The organism is Paenibacillus melissococcoides (assembly GCA_944800085.1).
Lineage (GTDB): Bacteria > Bacillota > Bacilli > Paenibacillales > Paenibacillaceae > Paenibacillus_B > Paenibacillus_B melissococcoides.
Window position 1 is genome coordinate 487,512 of the sequence record CALYLO010000001.1, and the last position, 20,156, is coordinate 507,667.

Below are 20,156 nucleotides of genomic sequence, written 5' to 3' on the forward strand. Positions count from 1 at the left end.
GGCGTTCCTGAAGCCAGGCCCCACGCCCTGCCGGCGAGGCGGCAGCTTCGGACACCGGGAACTGGCGGGTGGCGGGATTACGCCCGGTTCGCTGTGTCTGTCCGTCTGCGGGAGAACAGCTTCACGATCTCCACGATCGGAATCATGGACAGCGATGCGGCGACAACGATAAGCCACTGCTCGCCGTTCAACGCCACGACACTGAACAGATCGCGCAGGAACGGAAGCGCGATGACAAGCACGATAAGCAGCCCGGACACGATTACGGCGAAATTTAATTTCCGGTTCGTGAACCATCCGATTTGGAAGAGCGACTGCTTGGCGGAACGGACATTGAACGCATGCGTAAGCTGGATCAAGCCCAGCGTGGCGAAGGCCATCGTAATGGCGACATCCTCGGAATAATGCGTATGCCCCCAGAAATAGGTGAGCAGCGTCAGCATGGCTTCGAGCAGCCCCTGATAGACCAGGTTGACGCCGATTCCGCCGGCGAAGATGCTGGCCGAGGCTTGGCGCGGCGCCTGCTTCATCAGGTCTTCCTCGGCCCGTTCGAAGCCGAGCGCCAGCGCGGGCAGCGTGTCGGTGACGAGATTAACCCATAAAATATGGATTGGAAAGAGAATTTTCCAGTTCAGCATCGTCGCCACGAACAGCGTGACGACTTCGCCGAGATTGGCAGACAGCAAATATTGAATCGTCTTGCGGATGTTGCTGTAGACCTTCCGCCCTTCCTCGACGGCGAGAACGATCGTCGAGAAGTTGTCGTCCGCCAGCACCATATCGGAAGCGCCCTTCGCCACATCGGTGCCGGTAATGCCCATTCCGACGCCGATATCGGCTGCCTTCAAGGCCGGAGCGTCATTTACTCCGTCTCCCGTCATGGCTACGATCTTGCCCTTCTTCTTCCACGCCTTCACGATCCGCACCTTATGCTCAGGCGACACGCGCGCATAGACGGAATATTGCTCGACCTTCGCCTCGAATTCTGCGTCATCGAGGCGGCTTAGCTCCGCTCCGGTCAGCACGGCGCCCTCCTTGTCGATGATGCCCAGTTCCTTCGCGATCGCGGCGGCCGTGTCCCCGTGATCGCCCGTAATCATCACCGGGCGAATGCCGGCCAGCTTGCAGATGCGCACCGCTTCCTTCACCTCTTCGCGCGGCGGATCGATCATGCCGACGAGGCCGGCGAAGACGAGATCGTTCTCGAGCCCATCTACCGTCAGGCTCTCCGGCACCCGCTCCGCATCCCGATAGGCGAGGGCCAGCACGCGCAGCGCCTTGTCGGCCATCGCTTTATTGGCGGCGGCGATGTTCCGGTGGTGCTCCTCTGTCATCGGCTCCACGCGGCCGTCCCGGAGGATATGGGTGCACCGGGCCGTCAGCACGTCAGGGGCGCCCTTCGTCATAATGCGGCATCGGCTCCCGTCCTCCCCGTTCTCTTCCGCGGGAAGCTGATGAACGGTCGTCATCCGCTTGCGGTCCGAGTCGAACGGCAGCTCGGCGATGCGCGGGAGGCGGCGTTCAGCCTCGCGTTTGTCGATGCCGTTCAACAGCGCATAGTCGATGAGCGCCGTCTCGGTCGGATCGCCGATCGCCCCGGCTGTCTGCCCGCCGCCGGCTTCCGCCAGCCGGGCGTCATTGCACAGCACCATCACTTGCATGAGCCGTTCGGCCGCGGGAGTCCGGATCCAATCATCTCCGGATGGGCGCAGGGTGTTGTCGGCGTAGATCTCCTTGACGGTCATCCGGTTCTGCGTCAATGTTCCCGTCTTGTCCGAGCAGATAATATCCGTGCTGCCGAGCGTCTCCACCGCAGGCAGCTTGCGGATAATCGCTTTGCGCCGGGCCATCGTCTGCACGCCAAGCGCCAAAATAATCGTGACGATGGCAGGCAAGCCTTCCGGAATGGCCGCAACCGCAAGCGAGATGGAGGTGAGCAGCATGTCGAACAGCTCTCTGCCTTCGATAAGACCGACGGTGAACATGACGAGCGCGACGGCGACGATAATGATGGTGAATGTTTTGCCCAGCTCGTTCAGCTTGCGCTGAAGCGGCGTAACCTCGTCCTCTTCCTGCGACAGATATCCCGCGATTGAACCGACCTCGGTGGCGCTGCCGGTGGCCGTCACGACACCGAGGCCGCGGCCGTAGGAGACTTGGCTCGTCATATACGCCATATTGATGCGATCCCCGATGACGAGATCGGCTTCGTCTAGCGGCTCCGTCCCTTTTTCGACCGGGACCGACTCTCCGGTCAATGCGGCCTCTTCGATCTTCAGCGAGGCGGATTCGATAATTCGCATATCGGCAGGCACGACATTGCCGGCCTCCAGCAGGACGATGTCGCCGGGGACAAGCTCCTCGGCCTTAATATCGAGCGCCTGCCCCTCGCGCATGACGCGGGCATGGGGAGTGGACATCTGCTTCAGCGCGCTCAACGCCTGCTCCGCCTTATGCTCCTGAATGACGCCAAGCACGGCGTTCAGAACGACGACAACGAGAATGATGATAGAGTCGGTCCATTCGCCCAACAGGCCGGAGACGATGGCGGCCGCAAGCAGGATGAGAATCATGACGTCCTTGAATTGGGCCAGCAGCTTCGCCAGCACGGACGGGCCGGCGGCTTCCTGAAGCAGATTGCGCCCGTATTGCTGCCGCCGCTGCTCCGCCTCCTGCCCGGTCAGGCCCTCCCGGCTCGAGCCAAGCCGCTGCAGGGCCGCTTCGGCGGTCATTGTATGAAAAGCGGCCGGTTGATTTTCGTGTTCCTTCTTCATGTTCCTCAGCTCCTATCAAGGCTAGTGTGAGAGAACATGCGGTAAAATATGTATGCGATCGCTCCTCATCTGCGGGCGGCGTCATACCATATCGGATCCTCAACGGTAATGGCCCGGTTCCGATCCAGCGGCAGCCCGGTCTCATAGGAGCGGTTGCCGATGGCTGCCGTCAACGCGGCATCGGCCTGGCGCGTGCCGCCGCTGTCGGCGCCCTCCGTCCTGCGGGCATGCCAATAGTTCTTGACGGCCTTCAGGGCGGCGGCCGCATCCGTCCGGGCGGCATCCCACATCTCCCATACCGTCGTCGCATAGCGCTCGCCGCTTCCCGTCGGGTCAAGCCATGGCCGGCGGGCAAGATTCATCACGTCGTAAGGCGGCGTCACCTTGCGGTAGACGAACGGATCGAGATGCTTGCCGGCGAGACGGCGCTTCATGCCGGTCGGATCATGGAATAGCTTCTGCGCGCGAATCATCGCCCGGTACGCATCGTTCCACGAAGTTGGCGCGACGTCCGCGGCCAGCTTCGGATAATAGGTCCGCGACAGCTCGGACAGATGGCGAATGATGTCAGCGGGCAAGATACTGCCTATATGAATCTCCTTCCATACGGGACTTTTCCATGAGGGAATGCCTCTCTTTTCCCGCAGCACATGCGTATCCATCAATACTTCGAAGCGCTGATGATCCCATTTCCGGAACCCGGAACGGGAGAACACGTACGGGTGCATATTCCGATCCAGCACATGATGAAGCAGGAAGCCGAGCGCGTATAAGCGGCTGTCCTCCCCGGCTATGAGGTCCGGGCTGGCCGCGCGGATCAGATCGGCAAGGAACGGGCCGCAGTGCTCATTATGCATCGCGCTTCCCAACTCGTTCATGACGCTCGCGGGCTGCCACGGGAAAAATTGATGGTAGAACAAAAAATCAGGCCCCTGGCAGCCGAGATTGAACAGCCGCCGGCACCGGTCCTCTTCAATGGAACGGCCAAGGCCCGCCGCGGCGAGCGCCTCCTGGCCGAACAGCAAATGCGTCCACACATTCGGCATTGATACGATCTCCTTTGTCAGTTCATCGTTAAGTTCAAGATGACGCTTTCTAGGCAAAGTTGTCAACCTTTTTGTATAATGGAAACCGTTGATATGTTCCGGGGTGCAGAAAAAGGAGGCGGCCTCGCGTACAAGCCTGGAAAAGGAGACGATGCATATGGGGCGGATCAGGCCCTTTGTCAGTCTGCAGTCGAAAATATTGCGATTTACCGTCTTGCTCGTCTGTATTCCCATACTCCTCATCGGTCTGTTCTCCTATTGGAAATCATCCGAGATCGTCGAGCAAAAAGTGTCTGCATCGGATCTGAATGCCGTGACCCAGGTCGGGTTGAATATTCAGTTCATGACGGATTATGTGCATGATACATCGCTATTCCTGATTCAATCGGATGAGGTGCGGCGCTTCCTGCTCAGCGGAACCCGGTCGCAGGATAATATCGCCAAAGAGCAGGCGGTTATGGAACGCTTTTTCCTGCACCTGATCAATATGAAAGATTTCATTCATTCCATCTATTTGCGAGGAGAGAACGGCATGATCTTCTCCACCTCGCCCGAAGCCGTCGGCTTGGACGGTCTGATGCTCGACGAGGTGAAGCGGCTGCGGGGGAAGCCGCTCTGGTTCGTGCAGAGGCGGGGCGGGCATGAGACGCTGTCCTTCATTCGCGAGATCCGGGATGTGAATAATGTCGGCCGCCGGCTGGGCATGGTTCAGATCAATATCGATCTGCCGTATGTGCGCGAGTTGATGAAGCAGCAGCGCATCGGCACGCTGGACAACTATTATTTGCTCAATGAAGAGGGTCTCGTGCTCGCCTCGACCGGGGACGCGCCTGTCTACTCCCGGCTCCCGGCGGCGCTCGACTACGATAATCAGGCCCAAGGCGGACACGGATACTATACGGTCGCGATGGGCGGTCAACGCTATCTGGTAACGTACGCCGGCATGGGCAAATCGGGATGGCAGATCGTCCATGCGGTGCCGCTGAATGAAGTGCTCCAGGAGAATAGCGCGATCCCGCAGTTGATGCTGTTGGCGATGGTGATCTCCTTCGTCCTGTGCGTCATTACGGCGCTTCTGTTCTCCCGCCGCATTATCCGCCCGATTCGGCAGCTCCGGAGCCTGATGCTGAAGGTCGAGCGGGGCCAGTTCCAGGGGCGGGTCGAAATCGGGAGCAACGACGAGATCACGCAGCTCGGACGCAGCTTCAACCGCATGAACGAGCGGCTGCATCAGATGATCAAGCTCGTCTATGAGGCGGAGCTGAACAAGAAGGAAGCGGAGCTCAAGGCGTTCCAGGCGCAGATTAACCCGCATTTTCTCTATAATACGCTCGATACGATCTACTGGATGATCCGCATGGAGAAGGCGTACGACACGGCTCAGCTTGTCGAGGCGCTCTCCAAGCTGTTCCGCCTCAGCCTGAACAGCGGGAAGGAACTGACGACGGTGCGGGATGAAGTGAATCACGTAACGAATTATATGATTATTCAACGCAAGCGGTATGAGGAACTAATCGATTTCGCGCTGGAGGTCGATGAAGAAGATACACTGAACGGAATGACGGTGAAGCTTATTTTGCAGCCGTTCGTGGAGAATGCGATTGTGCACGGCATCGAGAAGCTGGGCGAGCCGGGAACGATCCGCGTGCGCATCTTCCGGCGGGACGAGAAGCTCGTCTTCCGCATCGAGGATACCGGCACCGGGGTCGATATCGCGGAGATGGAACGGCTGATGCGCGAGAGCGGCGGCAATAACCGCGGGTTCGCGATCAAGAACGTGAACGACCGCATCCAGCTCTATTATGGTCAGGGGTACGGGGTAACCTTCATGAACAGGAAGGAAGGCGGAACGATCGCAGAGATCATCCAGCCTTGGCGATACGGGGAGGGCAAGCCAGCATGAACAGGGATAGGATCAAAGTTTTGATCGTTGACGACGAGTTGATTATCCGCAAAGGGATACGAACTTCAATCGATTGGGAGGAGCTGGGAATCGAGATCGTCGGCGAAGCGAAGAACGGGCAGGAGGCGTTGGCGCTGTCCGGCTGTCTGGAGCCCGACATCGTCATGACGGATATCCGGATGCCGGTCATGGACGGACTCGCTTTGGCGGCGGCGCTGCGCGAACGGCAGCCGCATGTCAAGATCATTATCGTATCGGGCTATGATGATTTTGATTATGCGCGGCAGGCGCTCAAAATCGGCGTCAGCGAATATTTGACCAAGCCGGTCGGCGCCGAGGAGCTGACGAAGCTGATGCTCAAGCTGGGCGATCAGATTCATGAGGAGCGGGACCGATCGGATGACGAGCGGAACAAGGGCATGCTGCTGCGGGAGAGCCTGCCGTTCATCCAGAGCAAATGGCTGCTCCGGCTCCTGCAGGGAGAGGCGAAGCTCGATCAGGAGCTGCTGGACCGGGCGCGCCAGCTTCACATTACGCTCGAAGGCCCGGAATATGCCGTCGCCGTCGTCGATATTGACGATTATTTGCTCTTGATGGGGCAGGCGTCCGACCGGGAGAAGGAGCTGCTGATGTTCGCGCTATATAATGTAGCGGACGAGCTGCTGACGGAACGGTACCCGAGCGCCCTCTGCCAAATGGATGAAAGCTCGATCGCGATTCTGCTCAACGTCAACAGGAAGAACAGGCACCGGATTCTATCCGTGTGCGGGGAACTGAGCGACTCCATCCGCCGCTTCGTCAAAGTATCCGTCACCATCGGCGTCGGAAGCGTCGTTCCTGCGCTCCATCAAGTGAACGAGAGCATGAACGAAGCGCTTAGCGCCCTGTCGGGCAAGGCGTATCGCGGCAAAGGGCAGGTTATCCTCTTCCAGCCGGAGAAGCATGGGGACAAGGATGAACCGGTATTTGTCTCCGCCAAGGAGGAAGCCGAGCTGCTTCAATGCCTGACGGCGTTGGATACCGCCGGCATACAGGAACGGCTCGACACCTGGTTCCGGCATTTTGCGGAAGCGGGCGCATCCTATCCGCATGTCCGGTCGCTGTGCGTGAAGCTGATCGTGCTGGCGACGAATCATGTGGAGCAGATGGGGGTGCGGCGCAGCGAGCTGGAGCCGGCGCTGCTGCGGCCGTACGAGGAGGTTCACAAGTACGAGACGATCTTCGATCTGCGAAGCTGGGTCAGCCGCATCTTCGATTCCTTCATCGATCATCTTACCCGTCACAAGACCGGGCGCTACCGCAATATCGTCGCGGTGGCGATCCAGTATATGCAGGAGCATTATGCCCAGGATCTGAAGCTGGAGGACGTGGCGGGCCAAGTGTACGTCACCCCGAATTATTTCAGCCGCGTCTTCAAGGAAGAGACCGGGGAGCATTTCTCGGAATGGTTGAACAAGCTCCGGGTCGAGAAGGCGAAGCAGCTGCTGAAGGATGTCGGGCTCAAGGTATACGAGGTCGCCGAGCGGGTAGGCTATAATGACTATAAATATTTCGCGCATATCTTCAAAAAATATACCGGCATCACTCCGAAGCAGTACCGCAATGAATTGTAGCGGCAGGAGAAATGATGCAGCCGATAGGACAGAATACAATAAGGCAAGGCTGGCGGCGGCGCCGGCTTTGCCTTATTTTTGTCTTCCGGTGGGCTCCTCGGCCGCGATTCCGCAGGAGACGGGAAGAAGGTTAAAAAATCGGATAATTTGATATAATCCTCTACTTACGATCCGGGTCCGATTACCTATACTTAAGATGTAAACGGTCGCACACATAATGATTGCACAACTTAAAGGGGTGTACACAAATGAAAAAAGGCATCAAACGTTGGACCTCCATTCTGCTGATCAGCTGTCTGGCGGTAGCGGTAGCCGGCTGCGGCTCGTCCAAGCCGGCTGCGGAGACGGGCAAGGACGCAGGTCCGTCCGATCCGATTACGTTCATGCACATGTTCGATAAGAACGCCGAAGGCGGAGGGCTCCATCAAGCGGAGCTGCTCGACAAGTTCACGGCGGAGAATCCGGACATTCAGCTGGATCAAGAGATTCAGTCGCATGACAACTACGAGACGAAGATCAAGACGCTGGCCGCTGCCAACGAGCTTCCGGACGTGTTCTTGATGAAGAGCTCGATGGTCACGACCTTCGTCGAGAACGGACTGGTAAGACCGGTTGACGATCTGTTGGATAAAGATCCGGATTGGAAGAACGGCTTCGTAGACGGCGCGCTGGATACGTACCAAGTCGACGGACAAACATACGGCATTCAATTCTCGGGCGGACCGACCCATGTTATTTTTTACAACAAAGATTTGGTTGCCAAAGCCGGCTTCTCCGAATTCCCGAAAACATGGGATGACTTCCTGAAGCTGATCGATAACCTGAAAGCTCAGAACATTACGCCGATTGCCTTCGGCAACAAAGGCAAATGGCTGGCGAACTCCAGCTACATGTCGACGCTGGGCGACCGCTTCACCGGAACGCAATGGTTCGAGAGCCTCGCGAACCACAAGGGCGCCAAGTTCACTGACCAGGAGTTCGTGCAAGCGTTGGAATTGTTCCAGGATCTGGCCAAGCGCGGCGCGTTCAAAAACGACATGAACTCGATCGACAACAACCAGATGAAGACGCTCTACTATAACGGCAAGGCGGCAATGTTCATCGAAGGCGCCTGGGCGAGCAACGCGGTGGAGACCGGCGGCCCGCAAGAGATTCTGGACAAGACGGAATTGGCTGTCTTCCCGGCAATCGACGGCGCCAAAGGCGACCAGAACGGCGTATCCGGCGGCGGCGGATGGGCCTATGCCATCAATGCCAACATCGACGAGTCGAAGCTCGACGATATCGCCAAGCTGATGAAAACCCTGTCCGACAAGGAAGCGGCCAAAGTCATTCTGAAATACGGCGACATTCCGTCCAGCAAAGTGGACAACATCAACGAGCTTGATCTGTCCCCGCTCACCAAAAAAATGGTGAAGCTGCTTGAAACGACGAAATATGTTCCTATCTACGATTCCCGTCTCTCCCCAGGTCTGACGGAAGCGATGAACTCCGCGATGCAGGAAATGCTCATCGGGCAGCTGACGCCGGAAAAAGCGGCCGAAGTGATGCAAAAGGAATACGAGAACGAAATGTAATCCCGGCTTGGAAGACAAGCTGGCTCATAACAAAGATCCGAACAAGATACAAAGATAGAGATGCAGCAGTCGGATAGTAGACGGACGGACCCTTCTCCTGAACGCCATGTTCGGGAGGAGTCTGTCTTGTCTGCCGTTCTGCATATGCAAAAGAGAGGAGAGAGCCGTGATGAATAACTCCGCGATTCGGCCCAAGCGCTGGACATTTTTCGCCTATTTGCTGCCGAGCGTGCTGCTGTACGCATTCATGGTCCTTGTTCCGTTGGTGCTCGCCTTGCGGTACAGCTTCTATAAATGGTCGGGCGGACCGAAGATGGAATGGATCGGGCTCCGGAACTATGAGGTGCTTCTTCAAGATGCGAAATTTTGGGGCGCTTTTCTCAACAACTTAATTATTGTCGGCTTCAGTGTCGTCGGCCAGATCGGGATCGCGTTCATCATCGCGGTATTCCTGTTGAACAAATGGGTGAAGTGGCGCGAATTCCACCGGACCGTCATCTTTATCCCGGTCGTCCTGTCCTCGGTCGTCATCGGGTTCCTGTGGTCGATGATCTTCAACAATGACGCGGGACTGCTGAACTGGCTGCTGACTTCTCTGGGGCTCGAATCCTGGATCAAGCCTTGGCTGGACGATCCGAACGTCGTCATGTACTCCGTAACAGCACCGATTGTGTGGCAATATATCGGTTTCTACCTGATTATATTTATGGCTTCGATGCAAAGCATCAACGGGGAAGTGTACGAGATGGCGGAGATCGATGGAGCCACCGGCTTCAAGAAGACGATGTACATTACGCTGCCCCTGCTGAAGGATACGATGAAAATTGCCGTGATGCTCTGTATTGCGGGGAACATGAAGGCGTTCGACAGCATCTTCGTCATGACGGGAGGCGGACCGGGCAATTCCTCCACGGTCATGGCGCAATATGCATATGACACGTCGTTCAAAGCGTTCAAGCTTGGATACGGCAGTGCGATCTCCATCGGCATAATGGTGCTCAGCGTCTTCCTTATCCTGTTGAGCCGTCTGATTGGAGGGAAGAACAATGACTAAAACGATGCGGTTCATTCCGCGGTTCCTGATCAACCTGTTCCTGTGGATCATGTCGTTGTCCTGCATATTCCCGGTCATCTGGATGATCTATTCCTCGCTGAAAACCCAGCAGGAATTCAATCTGAATATTATTTCATTGCCAACGTCGCTCAATTTCCAGAACTATGTTGACGCCTTCCGCATCGGGAAAATGGATACGTATTTCGTGAACAGCGTATTCGTCACGGTGCTGACGGTCATCTTCACGGTCGTCCTGAGCTTCCTGGCCGCTTATATTTTGGCCCGCTTCGATTTCCCGGGGCGCAATCTGGTCTACTTCATGTTCCTGGCAGGGATGCTCATTCCGATTCACGGGCTGCTTATCCCGGTATTCGTCGAGTTCAAGACGCTGGGGCTGCTCGATCAGCGGATAACGCTCGTGCTGCCGTATGTCGCCTTCAACCTGTCGATGGGGATATTCCTGTTCGAGAACTTCATCAAATCGGTTCCGCTCGAGGTCGAGGAAGCGGCGGCGATTGACGGAAGCAGCACGACGCGGCGCGTGCTTACGATCGTGCTTCCGATGTGTCTTCCGGTCATCTCGACGGCCATCATTTTGTATTTCCTGGGCGCCTGGAACGAATTCCCGTTCGCGCTCGTGCTGATTAAGAGCCCGGAGCTGCGGACGCTGCCGGTCGGCCTGACGAATTTCAACGGACAGTTCACCGTGAACTATCCGCAGATGATGGCGGCGATGGTCATCGTCGTATTGCCGGTCATTTTGACTTATCTCGCATTCTATAAGAAAATTATGCAAGGAATGACGGCGGGGGCCGTCAAAGGCTGACGGCTCCCGTCTATCGAACATAATGAGCAGACAGGGGCGGATGAATGATGGACAAGCATTCCGCGCGGCGGCCGAATGTGATCGTGCTCGTCGCCGATGACCACCGGTATGAGTCGATTCGGGCGCATGGCAATCCCGAGGTGATGACTCCGACGCTGGACCGATTGGCCGAGAGCGGTGTCAGCTTCCAGAGCACGAACATCATCGGCGGGATGGACGGGGCGGTATGCTCGCCATGCCGGGCCTGCCTGAACACCGGCTCCTCGATATTCGGGGCGACGGTGAAGCAGGACTTGGGTGACACGGTGGAGAAGATGACGCTGTCTCCGGAGAAGCGCACCTTGGGCGAGACGTTCCGACGGCACGGCTATTATGCGTATGCGGTCGGGAAATGGCATAACGACACCGCCAGCTTCAACCGCAGCTTTGCCGGCGGCAACCGCATTTTCTTCGGCGGAATGAGCCATCATCGCGAGGTCCCTGTCTATGCCTATGATCCGACGGGAACGTATTCCTCCTCCCAACGCACCGTCGAGAGCACGTTCTCGACCGAGCTGTTCACGGATGAAGCGGAGGCGTTCATCCGAAGATATGACCGGGAGGAACCGTTTTTCCTCTATGTGGCCCATACCTCTCCTCATGATCCGCGGACGGCGCCCGAGCCGTACGCGTCGCAGTATGAGGGCGACCGCGTCGCCGTGCCCGGCAATTTTTTGCCGGAGCATCCTTTTGACAACGGAGAGATGCATATCCGCGATGAGGGGCTCGCGGGCCGGCCGCGCACGAAGGAAGAGGTTCGGCGCCATATCGCCGATTATTACGTGATGATCACCCATATGGATGCGCAGATGGGACGGCTGATGCAGGCGCTGGAGGAGACCGGGCGAATGGACGACACGATCGTCGTCTATACGTCTGACCACGGGCTCGCCGTCGGGCAGCATGGCTTGATGGGCAAGCAGAATCTGTATGAGCACAGCATCCGCATCCCGTGGATGGTGGCCGGGCCTGGCGTGCCGGCCAAGGGGCTGATCGGCGGACAAGTGTATCAGATGGACATTTATCCGACCTTATGCGAGTTGGCCGGCATTCCTGTTCCGGCATCCGTGGAAGGGCGCAGCATGGCGGACCTGATGCGCGGCGAAGCCGGCGCGGAACGGAGCACTGTCTATGCGCTGTACAAGGACACGCAGCGGATGGTGAAGGACGGCCGCTACAAGCTCATTCGCTACCGGAAGTCCGGCGTTACCGGCGAAGGTGCGGACATGGCGCAGCTGTTCGACCTGCTCGAAGATCCCGGGGAGCTGCGCAATCTGGCGCAGGAACCGGAGATGCGGCAGCATATTCGCCGTCTGGACGAGGCGATGCAGGCATGGATGAGACAGGTCGGCGACCCGTACGCGGACTCCTTTGCGATAAGCGGATGAAGTTCCGGAGCAGAGGGTAGCGGTAACCCGCGTTTGCATGTAAACTAAGAAGAGCCGCGGGCAGGACAAGGCAGAGGGACGGATTCGCTTGTCCCGCTGTCCATGCCGGCGCATATCATCCCATATATACATCAAGTGGAACAGGTGGAGGATACCCAAGATGGAACAATTCCGATTGCCCAAAATCGACGTGCCGAAGTTCGAGCTTCCCCAAGCGGTGAAGCAGGTGCTGGCGGAGGCCGAGCAGAAGCTGGCGCATCGCCCGAAGCTGTTGAAGCAGTTCAAGAACTGCTTCCCGAATACGCTGGAGACGACGACGAAGCTGCTGGAGGACGGCACGACCTTCGTGCTGACCGGAGACATTCCGGCGATGTGGCTGCGCGACTCGGTGGAGCAAGTCATTCACTATGTCCCGTTCGCCAAGGATGACGCCGATCTGCAGCGCATTATCGGCGGCCTGATCAAGCGCCATATGTTCTATATCAATATCGATCCGTATGCGAACGCATTCAATGAAGGCCCGAACGACTGGCACTGGGATGCGAATGACCAGACCGATATGTCCCCATGGGTATGGGAGCGCAAATATGAGCTTGATTCGATGTGCTTCACGATTCGTCTCGCTTATATGTATTGGAAAGAGACGGGGCGCACCGATATTTTCGATGCGAACTTCAAATCCGCCATGCGCAAAATCGTCGGCGTCTGGAAGACGGAGCAGCGCCATTTCGAGCAATCGCCGTACCGCTTCATGCGCGAGAATTGCCCGGATATCGACACGCTGCGCAACGACGGCCTTGGCATGCCGGTCAACTATACGGGGATGACGTGGTCCGGCTTCCGTCCGAGCGACGATGCCTGCGACTTCCATTACAATATTCCTTCCAACATGTTCGCGGTCGTCTCGCTGCGCCAGATGCAGGAGATTGCGAAGTACGGCTTCCGCGACGAAGCGTTCGTGAAGGAAATGCACAAGCTCGAAAAAGAGATCGAGCATGGCATTCAACTGTACGGCACTTACAATCACCCGACCTGCGGCAAAATGTACGTGTACGAGACGGATGGCTTCGGCAACTTCTGCCTGATGGACGATGCGGGAACGCCGAGTCTGATGTCGATTCCGTATCTCGGCTATGCGGACGCCGAGGATCCGGTCTACCAGAATACGCGCCGCTTCATCCTGAGCAAGGAGAATCCGTACTACTTCGAAGGCAAGGCCGCATCGGGGATCGGCAGCCCGCATACGCCGGACGGCTATGTGTGGCATATGGCGCTCTCGATGCAGGGCTTGACGTCGATCAGCGATGAGGAGATCGTGTCGCTCATCGCCACGTTGGAAGCGACCGATGCCGATACCGGCTTCATGCATGAAGGCTTCCACGCGGACGATCCGGCCATCTTCACCCGCCCTTGGTTCGCCTGGTCGAACAGTCTGTTCTCCCAGCTCGTGTGGAAGGCGATGCAGCGGGGATTGCTGGACAAATAAAGGACAAGCCGAAGTTCATGCGATACGGACAAGGGGAGTGTCTCACAGGCACTGCAAAATGATGGAGATGACGAGGTAACAGAGAATGTGGTGCGGGAAAAACGGCTGCGCGGAAAACGGTGGAAGATGGATGAAGCAGTGAAGTGCTGCGTGGATGCATCCATTTCTGCTCTTTCAGCCGCTCTTTGATGAAATTCCTGCAAAATTACATGATGTTCATCGTTTTTTATCTTTTATCGATTGGATAGTCAGAAATTGATGCCGTTTTGCAGGATTTCCTGTAACGGAGTACACATCATAAAGGAAAAGTGCATTTTTGCAGTTTTTCGGCGAGTCGAGCTTTGAAAATCAGGGGGGCTGTCTCACTGTAGTGAAATACTACTTTTGGGACACCCCCCTTGCTGCGTTCTCTTACATTTTATACCGGCTTATCATCTCGTTCAGCGTTTGCGCCATTTGATTCAGCTGCTCCGCGTTCTTCAGCAGTGTGCCCATATCGACCAGCTGCTGATCCGTGAACTTCACCAGCTTCGTGGCATGCTCCGCGTTCTTCTCGGCGATATGCGCGATTTCATTCACGGAAGCAAGCACTTCCTCGGAGCCGGCGGACATTTCTTCCGTCACCGCCGATGTATCCTGAATCTGGCCTGCGATATCCGTAATATCCGTTAAGATGCGTTCGAAGGTCGCGCCCGAATTTTGCACTTTTTCAATGCCGTCGGCGACGCTATCCCGTACGAGATCCATCGACTCCACGGCTTTGCGGGCATCCATTCTCGTCTCCTCGATCAGATCGGAGATTTCACGGGCGGATTCGGCCGAGCGTTCCGCCAGCTTCCTCACTTCATGGGCGACGACGGCAAAGCCTTGGCCATGCTCCCCGGCCCGGGACGCTTCAATCGCTGCATTGAGCGCAAGCAGGTTCGTCTGCGACGCAATCTGGGTGATGACATCGACGATGTGGGCCATCTGCTCGGACCGCTCGCCGAGAGTCTGCACCAATCCCCCAGAATGCCTTACCGATTCATCGATCGTATTCATCTGCCGCACCGCTTCCTGGAGCAGCATATTCCCCTGCTTCGCCTGGTCGGCCGTATCCAGCGATGTCTCGGATATGCTGGTTGTGCTTTCGGCGATGCGCTGAATGCCGATAGCCATTTCTTCCATCGCCTTGGCCCCTTCTTCCGTGCCCCGCATTTGCGTGTCGGCGCCGCTGGCGACGATCTTGACGATCGAGTCGACTTCCTGAATCTGAGCCGTGCTTGCGGCCGTGTGGGCGGACAACTGCTTCGACGAATCGGCCAATGTATTCGCGGCGCTGCGTATCTCGCCGACGAGATGGCGGATGGAGGCTTGCATCACTTGCAGCGATTGCCCCAGTACGCCGACCTCGTCCTTTTTCCGCTGAATCGAGGCTGGAACCTCGCCCGTGAAATCCCCGGCGCTGATCGCCTTCAGATTGGCGACGACGGTCTGAATCGGCTTCGTAATGTTCAATGCCACCCCAAGCGCCAGCAGCACGGCTAACACGGCGCAGATCGAGCTGGTAATCAAATTGATCATTCCGATCTTGTCGGCTTCCCGCGTCAGCTCGCTTTTTTCCACGATGGACAAGTATTTCCACCCGGTTGCCTGGGACGTATACAAGTTGGTCATATAATCTGTGCCATCCACTTGAATCTCGAAATGATCCGAGGTTTTTTCTTTGATATCCGCAAATTCGGGCACGCCGATATCCGCGATATTTTTGGAGATCAGCTCCGGATTGCGGGGATCAGCGAGAATCGTCCCGTCTTTGGATAGCAGCACGACATAGCCGGTCTCCCGGATTTTGATGCTCTGAAGCTGTTCGGCCAGCTTGCCGAGGCTCGTATCCAGCCCGAGTACGCCCAGAGGCTTGCCGTTGGCGTCGTGTACGACCGCTACGCTGCTCATATTCAAATTGCCGGTTACCGAATCGACATACGGATCGGTAATGGTAACTTGGTCCGGATTCGACATTGCATTCGCATACCAAGGGCGGGTGCGCGGGTCATACTTGGCGGCCATTTCTTTTTCCGGCCACTGGACGTAACCGCTATGGGCAGCCCCCAAAAATACGGTAGAGGTGTTCGGATGCGTCTGGGCAAAGCGCTCAAATTCCCGATAGATTTCACTTTCAATGCCGCCGTTTTGAGCGAGTGTCGATTTTTTGTTCTCCGTCAGCTTCATGTATGAGGTGATGCTGTCATCAGCTTGATTGATGATCGGGCTGTCCGCCAGAAACTTCACATTCTCTTTCACCGTGTCGAAAAAAAGCGCCATTCGGCCGTCCACCTGCGCGACTTCGTTGGTCGTCGACGTCACGAATTCATCGGTGATTTCTTTGATCATACTATTATTAACAATAATGCCAATAATAGAAATCGGAATCAGGATCGTAACTAAAAAAGCAAGAACCAGTTTCATTTTAATGCTTTTTAACATAGCTGCCCCTCCTCTAAGATGCTTTCATAAATAGAATCGACATTATTTAAGGAAATTCGACATCCTCTCTATTCTATTTATCGCCCAAAAAAAGGTCTTTCTTAATACCTATTACAAATAGAAGGAAGTTTACTGCTGAATATTTTTTTTGCATTCGTATTTTCATATAGCGTTAGGTCTTTGGTCATAAACGTTAGCTTGAAAGGAAACAGCGGCATTCTCTTCAAAGCAGCGTCATTCGCGAGCATAAGCAAAAGCCATCGGCTTTGAGGCAACAATGAAGCTGTGTGATTAGTTCTTTATGCTCAAAAATATATAAATATACAAAATGAATGAAATTCAGAGAAATGTTTTAGTGATCGGCGCGATCGTTTTTAGTATAATAGTCATATAAAAGTGGGTATGTAGGACGTTCGAATGAGGTTCGGACATTACTCCCTTACTGTCGGAAAGGGGCGAAAGATACAAAGATGAAAGCCGAGTGGATTCATCCTTTTTTGCAATCGGCGTGCACGGTTATCGAACAAGTCGTGCAAGTCCGTCCGGAACGGGGAGAGCTTGAGATGTTATCTTGGAGCGGATCTCATGATTTACGCATCCAGATAGGGATGACGGGGCAATTATCGGGCCATGTCGCGTTCGGGTTAAATGAAGATGTCGCCATTAAGATGGCTTCCGCGATGATGGGAGGCTTCCCGCTGGAAGCGCTGGATGCCATTGGGGAAAGCGCGATTTCGGAGCTGGGGAATATGATTAGCGGCAATGCGACCACGTTGATGTTCAATCAAGGGCTGCGCGTCGATATTACGCCGCCTCAATTGCTGGTCTCCTCCAACTCGGGACCGATTCAACAGGCGATGGCGGTGCCGCTCATTATTGGAGATATCGGACGGTTTGATGTGCTCATGCATATCGGATATAGTGATAAGGTCAGTGTCGTATCCTGACGCATGATGCAAGGCCGGCCGCAAGCTGCAGCGTCAGGAATGACGGGCTGCAGGCGGGGCAGCGCCAAAGGAGCAGCAGGAAATGGATTTGAAAGGGAAAATTGTGCTCATTACAGGAGCTTCGAGCGGCATCGGGGCTCTGACCGCCCAAGCCGCAGCGGCCAAAGGAGCCGTACCCGTGCTGACGGGGCGCTCGCGGCAGAAGCTGGATGCCGCCGTTCTGGGCATAACAGCGGAGCATGCCGTCTATACGATGGACGTGACCAGCGATGATGACGTGGAACGTATCGTAACCGATGTCCTGGAGCGGTTCGGTCGAATCGATATCCTGCTCAACAATGCGGGGTACGGGCAATTCGACCGCGTCACGGACATGAGCGTGTCCCAGTTCGCCGGCATGATGGACGTCAACTATATGGGGGTTGTGCGCTGCACGAAGGCGGTGCTCCCGCATATGCTGGCACGCCGCGACGGCCATATCGTGAACGTGGCTTCCATGGCAGGCAAGATCGGATCTCCCAAATCTGCCGGCTACAGCGCGACGAAGCATGCCGTGCTCGGGTTCACGAATGCGCTGCGGATGGAGCTGGCGGGGACCGGGGTCGCCGTGTCGGCCGTCAATCCGGGGCCTGTCGATACGCCCTTCTTCGACCGCGCCGATCCGTCAGGCCAGTATGTGAATAATGTGCGCTGGTTCATCATGCCGCCGGACAAGGTCGTGCGCCATCTGATTCGCATCATGGAGACGCGCAGACAGGAAGTGGACCTGCCGTGGCTGGGAGCGCTGGGCATGCGCCTTTATTCTCTCTTTCCCCGCATATCCAATCGAATCGCGGCCCGATTGCTGAATAAAAAATAAGCGCCGCCAGGGGCGCCGGACGAATCATAGCCGGAGGGGCAAGGAATGAAGCAGGTCCGCTTATGCATTGCGTCGTTCGAGGCAGCATTGCATGGGCGGACTGGTCGCCGCAGCCGGCAAAGATCGTCAGGAATTGGAGCCGCTCTGGCGATGCGCCTCGTTCATTTGCTTAATCTCCTCGAACAGCGCCCGTATTTCCGCCTTTCCCTCCGGATGGGCATCATTCCAATGCCGAGTCAGGTTCGGCATCGTCTTATGCATCTGATTATACAGGGCCCACCGCTTCACCTTCTCGACGGTGACCGGATCGGAATGCCCCGTCAGCAGCTCGGCATATTTTTCAACTAACCGTTCGAATGCAGGTTGTGCAGCTTCACTCATGTTAGGTCCTCCTTTTTTTAACGATCATCATCCATGCCCCGACAACCATTCCGCGATTTGCGGCCGCTTCGATTGCCTCGATACCTTCATTTTATATTCCAGCATGTCACAAAATATAGACGATAATGCATCAAAACAGCCTCAGCTCCGTTTCGGGTGCTGTCCTATTTTTTTGCGCATAATCTGCATATATGGTGAATTGTACCACATTTTGCGGGCAGGACGGGCCCAACAGGGATAAAAGTTTGGTGCTGGCGGTTCTTTTCGCTATAATAGAGCCATGAATGCCGCAGTTAAGCGAGATACATACATGAACGGATGTCATGTCATAGAGAGGATCGATGCAGTTGAGCACCACGTTTGCTTCCTTGTCGATTACCGAGGAATTGTTAGCGAAGCTTCAAGCGAAAGACATTACCGCTCCGTCGCCCGTACAGGCGGAAGCGATTCCGGTTGCGCTGGAGGGCCGCGATATTCTGGCCCAGTCGCAGACCGGAACGGGCAAGACACTGGCGTATCTCTTGCCGGTATTGATGAAGATAGACGCCTCGCACCGAGGGACGCAGGCGGTGGTTATCGCCCCGACGCAGGAGCTGGCCATGCAGATCGTGCGCGAGGCGGAGTACTATGGCGAAGGAAGCGGGATTCACGTCGCCGCGCTCATTGGCGGAGCCGCCCTGAACCGCCAGGTGGAACGGCTGCGCGACAAGCCGCAGCTTGTCGTCGGCACGCCCGGACGCATCCGGGAACTGATTGAAATGCGCAAGCTGAAGATGCATGAGGTCCGAATGATCGTCGTGGATGAGGTCGACCATTTGCTGCAGAAGGGCGGAGCTCGCGATACGGACATGGCGATCCGCAGCGCGCTGCGCGATCGGCAGCTTCTCTTCTTCTCGGCGACTCTCCCTCGGGCGGTCCGGGAGCTGGCCAGCCGCTTCATGCAGGCGCCGGCGGAGATCGGAATCGAGCCGGACAAGCGGATGGCGGACACGATCCAGCATCTGTATGTGGCTGTGGAGCGCGACAAGATCGATATGGTCCGCCGTCTTATCCGGCTGTGGAACCCGAAGCGGGCGATCGCGTTCGTGAACGACTCGAACCGCATCGGGGAATGGGAGGCGAAGCTGGCCTATGTCGGCCTGTCGGTTGCCTCCCTGTACGGCGATGCGCCGAAGCAGGAGCGGACGGCCGTGCTGCGGCGTTTCCGCGAAGGACAGGTCCAGGTGCTCCTGGCGACCGATGTCGCGGCCAGAGGATTGGATATCCCGGATCTGCCGCTCGTCATCAGCATTGAGCCGGCGCTGGATGCGGAGCATTATATTCACCGCGCCGGCCGCACCGGACGGATGGGCCGCCAAGGCATGTCCGTCAATCTGATTACGCCGCAAGAGCGGTTCATTATGCGCAAGTTCGAACGCGAGCTTGGAATTACGATCGCCGAGCGCGTGTTCTACGAAGGGCGACTGCACGACCCGAACGCGAACCGGGGAGGCAAGCCGAACGGCAAGCCGCGCGGCGCGCGCGAGGGGGCTGGAGCCGCTAGAAAGGCGCAGCCCAAATCGGAGCGTCACCGGGATCGGAAGGACAAAGGCGCGCCGAAGTGGCTCAAGGACAAACGAACGTAACGATCGGGAAAAGGTCAGGCACCGCTGAATGGGCATCATTCGGCGGTGCTTTTGTGTTACAGGAGGAATTTGAACTCAAATCTAGCAAAAACATAACAAAAACATAAAGTTTCCTGTATATGGTTGAACGCCGCCAGGCCAACCGATATACTGAAATTTGGAAGGGAAAAGG

At 56.5% G+C, this 20,156-nt stretch carries 14 protein-coding genes; 10 read left to right on the top strand and 4 right to left on the bottom strand.

What is annotated here, in order from left to right; translation table 11 throughout:
- Positions 1–77: 77 nt before the first annotated feature.
- Both OCY70_RS02330 and OCY70_RS02335 read right to left on the bottom strand, forming a co-directional pair.
- Positions 78–2,732, bottom strand: a complete 2,655-nt coding sequence (locus OCY70_RS02330) for a calcium-translocating P-type ATPase, SERCA-type (protein ID WP_213426204.1) — start codon at positions 2,730–2,732, stop codon at positions 78–80.
- A 107-nt stretch (positions 2,733–2,839) separates the two neighbouring features.
- The gene (locus tag OCY70_RS02335) at positions 2,840–3,820 is read right to left on the bottom strand and encodes a zinc dependent phospholipase C family protein (protein WP_261944561.1); all 981 of its coding nucleotides are present in this window, start codon (positions 3,818–3,820) and stop codon (positions 2,840–2,842) included.
- Between the two features lie 157 nt (positions 3,821–3,977).
- Between OCY70_RS02335 and OCY70_RS02340 the strand changes: the two genes are divergently transcribed.
- The 7 genes from OCY70_RS02340 (at position 3,978) to OCY70_RS02370 (ending at position 13,706) form a co-directional block, all read left to right on the top strand.
- Positions 3,978–5,723 carry a sensor histidine kinase gene (locus OCY70_RS02340; protein ID WP_213426148.1) on the top strand — a complete coding sequence of 582 codons (1,746 nt, stop codon included), beginning with the start codon at positions 3,978–3,980 and terminating at the stop codon, positions 5,721–5,723.
- Positions 5,720–7,336: a response regulator transcription factor gene (locus tag OCY70_RS02345; protein WP_213426149.1), complete on the top strand. Its 1,617-nt coding sequence runs from the start codon at positions 5,720–5,722 to the stop codon at positions 7,334–7,336. The genes OCY70_RS02340 and OCY70_RS02345 overlap by 4 nt, the downstream gene beginning before the upstream one ends.
- A gap of 248 nt (positions 7,337–7,584) precedes the next feature.
- Positions 7,585–8,913 (top strand): extracellular solute-binding protein, encoded by a 1,329-nt coding sequence (locus tag OCY70_RS02350; RefSeq protein ID WP_213426150.1) that lies wholly within the window; start codon positions 7,585–7,587, stop codon positions 8,911–8,913.
- A 169-nt stretch (positions 8,914–9,082) separates the two neighbouring features.
- Positions 9,083–9,967, top strand: a complete 885-nt coding sequence (locus OCY70_RS02355) for a carbohydrate ABC transporter permease (RefSeq protein WP_213426151.1) — start codon at positions 9,083–9,085, stop codon at positions 9,965–9,967.
- Positions 9,960–10,793, top strand: coding sequence for a carbohydrate ABC transporter permease (locus OCY70_RS02360; protein WP_213426152.1), 834 nt, complete (start codon positions 9,960–9,962; stop codon positions 10,791–10,793). Before OCY70_RS02355 ends, OCY70_RS02360 begins: the two co-directional genes overlap by 8 nt.
- A gap of 44 nt (positions 10,794–10,837) precedes the next feature.
- A complete protein-coding gene (locus OCY70_RS02365; protein ID WP_249724425.1) occupies positions 10,838–12,220 on the top strand; it encodes a sulfatase-like hydrolase/transferase in 1,383 nt (460 codons plus the stop codon).
- Positions 12,221–12,380: 160 nt separating this feature from the next.
- Positions 12,381–13,706, top strand: a complete 1,326-nt coding sequence (locus tag OCY70_RS02370) for a glycoside hydrolase family 125 protein (RefSeq protein WP_213426153.1) — start codon at positions 12,381–12,383, stop codon at positions 13,704–13,706.
- Between the two features lie 411 nt (positions 13,707–14,117).
- Here the strand turns inward: OCY70_RS02370 and OCY70_RS02375 are convergent, their stop codons facing one another.
- A complete protein-coding gene (locus OCY70_RS02375; RefSeq protein WP_213426154.1) occupies positions 14,118–16,172 on the bottom strand; it encodes a methyl-accepting chemotaxis protein in 2,055 nt (684 codons plus the stop codon).
- A 470-nt stretch (positions 16,173–16,642) separates the two neighbouring features.
- On the opposite strand from OCY70_RS02375, the gene OCY70_RS02380 reads away from it, so the two are divergent.
- Complete coding sequence (locus OCY70_RS02380) at positions 16,643–17,119, top strand: chemotaxis protein CheX (protein WP_213426155.1); 477 nt, start codon at positions 16,643–16,645, stop codon at positions 17,117–17,119.
- Between the two features lie 82 nt (positions 17,120–17,201).
- Positions 17,202–17,978 carry an SDR family NAD(P)-dependent oxidoreductase gene (locus OCY70_RS02385; protein ID WP_213426156.1) on the top strand — a complete coding sequence of 259 codons (777 nt, stop codon included), beginning with the start codon at positions 17,202–17,204 and terminating at the stop codon, positions 17,976–17,978.
- Positions 17,979–18,104: 126 nt separating this feature from the next.
- On the opposite strand, the gene OCY70_RS02390 is transcribed toward OCY70_RS02385, so the two are convergent.
- Entirely contained in the window at positions 18,105–18,359 is a 255-nt protein-coding gene (locus OCY70_RS02390; RefSeq protein ID WP_213426157.1) for a DUF2573 family protein, read from the bottom strand.
- A 341-nt stretch (positions 18,360–18,700) separates the two neighbouring features.
- Here OCY70_RS02390 and OCY70_RS02395 point away from each other — a divergent pair, with 341 nt between their 5' ends.
- Positions 18,701–19,984 carry a DEAD/DEAH box helicase gene (locus tag OCY70_RS02395; protein WP_213426158.1) on the top strand — a complete coding sequence of 428 codons (1,284 nt, stop codon included), beginning with the start codon at positions 18,701–18,703 and terminating at the stop codon, positions 19,982–19,984.
- The last annotated feature ends 172 nt before the right edge of the window (positions 19,985–20,156 follow it).

What these genes read in the sequence shown, in the direction of transcription:
- OCY70_RS02330 (WP_213426204.1), bottom strand. Translation starts at nt 2,732, where the DNA reads ATGACCGCCGAAGCGGCCCTGCAGCGGCTTGGCTCGAGCCGGGAGGGC.
- OCY70_RS02335 (WP_261944561.1), bottom strand. Translation starts at nt 3,820, where the DNA reads ATGCCGAATGTGTGGACGCATTTGCTGTTCGGCCAGGAGGCGCTCGCC.
- OCY70_RS02340 (WP_213426148.1), top strand. Translation starts at nt 3,978, where the DNA reads ATGGGGCGGATCAGGCCCTTTGTCAGTCTGCAGTCGAAAATATTGCGA.
- OCY70_RS02345 (WP_213426149.1), top strand. Translation starts at nt 5,720, where the DNA reads ATGAACAGGGATAGGATCAAAGTTTTGATCGTTGACGACGAGTTGATT.
- OCY70_RS02350 (WP_213426150.1), top strand. Translation starts at nt 7,585, where the DNA reads ATGAAAAAAGGCATCAAACGTTGGACCTCCATTCTGCTGATCAGCTGT.
- OCY70_RS02355 (WP_213426151.1), top strand. Translation starts at nt 9,083, where the DNA reads ATGAATAACTCCGCGATTCGGCCCAAGCGCTGGACATTTTTCGCCTAT.
- OCY70_RS02360 (WP_213426152.1), top strand. Translation starts at nt 9,960, where the DNA reads ATGACTAAAACGATGCGGTTCATTCCGCGGTTCCTGATCAACCTGTTC.
- OCY70_RS02365 (WP_249724425.1), top strand. Translation starts at nt 10,838, where the DNA reads ATGATGGACAAGCATTCCGCGCGGCGGCCGAATGTGATCGTGCTCGTC.
- OCY70_RS02370 (WP_213426153.1), top strand. Translation starts at nt 12,381, where the DNA reads ATGGAACAATTCCGATTGCCCAAAATCGACGTGCCGAAGTTCGAGCTT.
- OCY70_RS02375 (WP_213426154.1), bottom strand. Translation starts at nt 16,172, where the DNA reads ATGTTAAAAAGCATTAAAATGAAACTGGTTCTTGCTTTTTTAGTTACG.
- OCY70_RS02380 (WP_213426155.1), top strand. Translation starts at nt 16,643, where the DNA reads ATGAAAGCCGAGTGGATTCATCCTTTTTTGCAATCGGCGTGCACGGTT.
- OCY70_RS02385 (WP_213426156.1), top strand. Translation starts at nt 17,202, where the DNA reads ATGGATTTGAAAGGGAAAATTGTGCTCATTACAGGAGCTTCGAGCGGC.
- OCY70_RS02390 (WP_213426157.1), bottom strand. Translation starts at nt 18,359, where the DNA reads ATGAGTGAAGCTGCACAACCTGCATTCGAACGGTTAGTTGAAAAATAT.
- OCY70_RS02395 (WP_213426158.1), top strand. Translation starts at nt 18,701, where the DNA reads ATGCAGTTGAGCACCACGTTTGCTTCCTTGTCGATTACCGAGGAATTG.